The organism is Nonomuraea corallina, from assembly GCF_027620315.1.
Classification (GTDB): domain Bacteria; phylum Actinomycetota; class Actinomycetes; order Streptosporangiales; family Streptosporangiaceae; genus Nonomuraea; species Nonomuraea corallina.
In genome coordinates, this window is record NZ_JAPNNL010000296.1 from 1 (window position 1) to 4,495 (window position 4,495).

Here is a 4,495-nt window from a genome sequence, read left to right on the forward strand (position 1 = left end):
GGTGGAGTTCGACGCCGACGCCGAGGGCGCCGAGGACGTCGAGATCAAGGTGCGCTGCGAGGCCGGGCGGCCGGTCATGTCTCGAGACTGAGCGCCTGCGAGGTCAGCTCGGCCTGCTTCCTGATCTGGCCCATGATGATGGGGTTGACCCCCTTGGCCTGGAAGGTCGCGACCATCTGGTCCAGGACCGCCCTGGCCTTGGGCAGGTCGCCCTGCCGGGCCTCCGCCCTGGCCCAGCGGCGCATCACCATGTTGAGCGTGATGTTGTCGATCGTGCCCGCCCCGGCGACCTTCGCCAGCTGCTGGATGCCCTGCTTCGGGTCGGGCGGCCGGATCGCCAGCCGCTTGTCCGCGCCGATGGCCTTGAACTCCCGCTCGGCGTTGAGGCCCTTGACCATCCGGGCGTAGACGGCCAGCGGGTGGCCGCCGTGCCGGTCGAGCAGCTCGTCCAGCGCCTGGTTGCCCGAGTTCAGCGCCGGCGAGTCGGAGCCGAGCAGTGAGAACAGCTTGCCCTGGTCCTCGCCCAGCATCAGCTCCGCCACCCGGTGGTCGTCGCCGGAGGCCGGGTAGCGGACCCGGACCAGGCAGGGCGGGGAGACCACGCGCGAGCCGTCGGCCGCGATGTACTGGGCGCGCACCTGGTACTCGCCGGGCTGCTGGAAGTAGTGGCCGTCGCGGCCGTGGCCGATGTAGGCGCTGCGGTACATGGCCGGGTTGCCGGAGTCGAGCCTGATCTGCGGGGAACGGTCGACGCAGTGGCGCATCATCGGCCGGTAGAGCACCGTCCGGCCGCTCGGCTGGGTGATCGTGACCTGGGTGAACTCCGTGTCGGGGTGCAGGTGGCCGTGGGTGACGCGCGGCTCGTCCGTACAGGAGAGCTTGAGCTCGACCACCACCGGCTCGCCGAGGGCGAACCACTCCTTGGCCCGCGCCTCCAGCCGCAGCCCCGAGTGGTCCTCGATCGGCTGCTCGAACGGGACCGCCTCGGCCGCGCCGGTGCCGAACGCGTTGGCGCCCATGGCGACGTCCCGGAAGAAGCCGTGGCGCAGGTGCACCAGCTCCGTTTCGGTGAACTGGAACGGGAACGCCGCCCAGTAGCCCGCCTCGCCGCCGGGACGGTAGTTCTGGACGTAGTTCATCCAGGACAGGTCGCCGAAGCCGCCGTGCGGGCCGAGCGGCTGGGGCGGTCTGGCGAGGTTCTTCTGCCAGGAGTGCAGCAGGTTGAAGGCGTGCCCGAGCTCGTGCACGTACGTGCGTAACTGGGCCCGCTGCGCCTCCGGCGAGTCGCCCTTGATCGCGTCGTGGAAGACGGCGGCGCCCTGCCGCTGGTGCGCGTCGTTGTAGTCGAACATGATGCCCCGGTAGCCGCCCACGTGCCTGCTGGCCACGAGCAGCCACACCCGCCAGGCCGGCGCGTCGCCGAACAGGCCGAACTGCTGCGTCATCGCGTGGTGCAGCTCGGCGTCGTCCCACGCCAGGTCGGGGCCGGAGCCGTCCACCGGGATAACGCCGGGCTCGGTCACGGTCAGCCCGACGCCCGCCTCCGCCCACGCCCGCGCCACGTCCAGCTCCCGCGCCGGCGATCCGCCGCCCCCGCCCAGCGTGCCGGTGTGGTACGAGACGAACGGCACGGCGCCGGCCACCGAGTCCTGCTCCAGCACCACCTCGCGGAAGTGCGGCGAGGCGAAGGCGATCGGGTAGGCCCGCCCGGCGACGTGGGCGGTGCCGCGGCCGTCGCCGATCGTGACGCGCACCTGCCGGTCAGGCGGCGCGAACGTGAACTCCCCCCGCCCCTCGATCCGCGTCTCGTCGCCCTCCGCCGTGACGGCGGGCGCGTGCACCACGAAGGACCCCTCGTAGGTGACGGTCGCGCCCACGGTGGAGAACAGGTCTCCGCTCACCCGGCCCGTCGGCCCGGGCCCGTCGACGTCGACGCGGAGCGCCAGCTTCACGTCGCCGGTCTGGCCCTCGTACCGCCCGCTGATCATGATCGCCCCCCTGGAGTCGTGGCTCACACCGGACACTTCTCCCGACGGGCGGGCCTGTCAACGGGATCCGCGAACTCGCAGCGAGTCCAGCAGTTCCTCGGAGGCCCGGGTGATCGTCTCCACGGCCCGGTCGAACGCCTCGGCGTTGTGCGCGGCCGGGGAGCGGAAGCCGGAGATCTTCCTGACGTACTGCAGCGCCGCCGCCCGCACGTCGTCCTCGGTGACGTCCTCGGTGTACGGGGGGCGCAGGGTCTTGATGCTTCGGCACATGTCTCAACCGTAATAGCCGAGACGGCGGCTTATCTCCCGCGCACCCCCGGCCAGGCGCTCGCCCACCTCGGGCAGCCGCTGCGGGGTCAGCCGGTAGGACGGCCCGGACGCGCTCACGGCGGCCACGACGGCGCCGTCGACGTTCCTGATCGGGGCCGCGACCGCGTTCAGCCCCGGCTCCAGCTCCTCCACCGCGGTGGCCCAGCCACGCCGGACGATCTCCTCAAGCCCGAGCCGCCGCTCGTCGGTGATGGTCTGCGGGGTGAACCGGCGCAGCTCGGCGGGCACGGCCAGCGCGCCGAACGCCATCAGCACCTTGCCGCTGGAGGTGGCGTGCGCGGGCGTGCGGGCGCCGACCCAGCTCTGTCCGCTGATCGCGGACGGGCCGCGCACCTGGCTGACGTTGACGGCGTCGCCGTCGCGGGGCACCGCGACGTTGACCGTCTCGCCGATCTCCTCGGCCAGCCGCCGGCACACCGGCCCGCTCTCCCTGGCCAGGTCGAGCTGGTTGGTGGCGGCGCCGGCGAGCCGCACCACGCCGACGCCGAGCCGGTAGCGGCCCCGGTCGCCGGTCTGCTCCACGAGCCCGCCCTGCTCCAGCGCGCCCAGCAGGCGGGACGCGGTGGACTTGTGCACCTCCAGCTCCGAGGCCAGGTCCGTCACGCGGGTCGCCCCCTCGCGGGCGAGGATCTCCAGGATGGCGATGGCTCGGTCGACGGATTGCACGGAGCTGTTGCTCATAGCGCAACAGCTTAATCCGTCGAGGCACGGGCCGGGGGTCCTCAGCCTCCGGCCGGGCTGAGCTCCGCGCCGAACGCGTCGGCGATCTTCAGCATGCCGCGGGCCAGCTCGTCGCGGTCCAGGGCGTCGATCCGGTCGGCCGGGCCCGACACCGACATCGCGGCCACCACCCGCTCGCCGTCGCGCACCGGCACGGCCAGGCAGTGCACGCCCAGCTCCTCCTCGCCCAGGTCGAGCGCGTAGCCGCGGTCGCGCACCAGGCCGAGCTCGTCGAGCATGGCCGGGGCGGCGGTGATCGTGTTGGGCGTGCGCCGGGGCATCCCGGTGCGCTCCAGCAGCGTGACCGCCTCCTCGGCGGCCCGCCAGGCCAGCAGCACCTTGCCCACGGCCGTGCTGTGCGGCAGCACCCTCCTGCCGACCTCGGCGAACATCCGCAGCCTGCGCGGCGAGGGCACCTGCGCCACGTAGACGATGAAGTCGCCTTCGAGCACCGCCAGGTTGGCCGTCTCGCCCGACAGCTCCACCATCCGCGTCAGATGGGGCTGCGCCCATACCCCGACCATGCCCTCGGCCACGCCGCCGAGCCGCACCAGCCCGCCGCCCAGCGCGTAGCGCCGATCGGACTCCTGGCGCACGTAGCCGCGCGCCAGCAGGGTCTGCAACAGCCGGTGAATGGTCCCGTACGGCAGCCCGGTGCGGGCGGCGATCTCCGACAGGCCCGCCTCGCCGCCGTACTCGGCCAGCGCCTCCAGCACGTCGAGCGCCCGCTCGACCGACTGCACGCTCACAGGGCGACCCCGCGCAGCGACGCGTCCAGCACCTCGGCGGTGTGCGCCACCCTGATCCCGGCCCCCCGGCGGCGCATCGCCGCGGCGATCTGCATGGTGCAGCCCGGGTTGGCCGACACCAGCAGCCCGGCCCCGGTGGAGGCGACCGCCTCGGCCTTGCGGTCGCCCAGGTCGCGGGCCGCCTCCGGCTGGAAGATGTTGTAGGTGCCGGCCGAGCCGCAGCAGATCGCGGCGTCGGGCACCTCCCGCAGCTCCAGCCCGGGGATGCCGCGCAGCAGCTCACGCGGCTGCGCGCGGATGCCCTGGGCGTGCGCCAGGTGACACGCGTCGTGGTAGGCCACGGTCACCGGCAGCGGATGCCGCTCGGCCACCGGACCCAGCGCGACCAGGAACTCCGACAGGTCCATCACCCGGAAGCCCGGCTCCTCGCCGAGCAGCTCCCCGTACTCCTTCATGGACGAGCCGCAGCCGGCCGCGTTGACCACCACCGTGTCGACGCCCGCCCGGCGGAAGGCGCGGACGGTGCGCCGGGCCAGCCGCCTGGCCTGGTCCGGCCGGCCGGCGTGCACGCTCAGCGCCCCGCAGCAGCCCTGCCCCGGCGGGATCAGCACGTCGCAGCCCTCCAGCGCGAGCACCCGCGCGGTGGCCGCGTTCACCTGCGGGAAGAACTCGCCCTGCACGCACCCGGTGAGCATGCCCACCACGGCC

5 protein-coding genes are annotated in these 4,495 nt (G+C 73.5%); all 5 read right to left on the minus strand.

Annotated features, from left to right (window positions below; genetic code table 11):
• Positions 1-74 precede the first annotated feature (74 nt).
• Positions 75-2,015 carry a hypothetical protein gene (locus tag OUY22_RS35815; protein WP_270159762.1) on the minus strand — a complete coding sequence of 647 codons (1,941 nt, stop codon included), beginning with the start codon at positions 2,013-2,015 and terminating at the stop codon, positions 75-77.
• A gap of 30 nt (positions 2,016-2,045) precedes the next feature.
• Positions 2,046-2,258, minus strand: a complete 213-nt coding sequence (locus tag OUY22_RS35820) for a DUF2277 domain-containing protein (protein WP_270159763.1) — start codon at positions 2,256-2,258, stop codon at positions 2,046-2,048.
• Between the two features lie 3 nt (positions 2,259-2,261).
• Positions 2,262-2,999, minus strand: coding sequence for an IclR family transcriptional regulator (locus OUY22_RS35825; protein WP_270159764.1), 738 nt, complete (start codon positions 2,997-2,999; stop codon positions 2,262-2,264).
• 41 nt (positions 3,000-3,040) lie between these two features.
• On the minus strand, positions 3,041-3,781 hold the full coding sequence (locus OUY22_RS35830) for an IclR family transcriptional regulator (protein WP_408638257.1): 741 nt from the start codon (positions 3,779-3,781) through the stop codon (positions 3,041-3,043).
• 2 nt (positions 3,782-3,783) lie between these two features.
• A partial coding sequence (locus OUY22_RS35835) for a (Fe-S)-binding protein (RefSeq protein WP_270159766.1) occupies positions 3,784-4,495 on the minus strand: 712 nt, incomplete at its 5' end.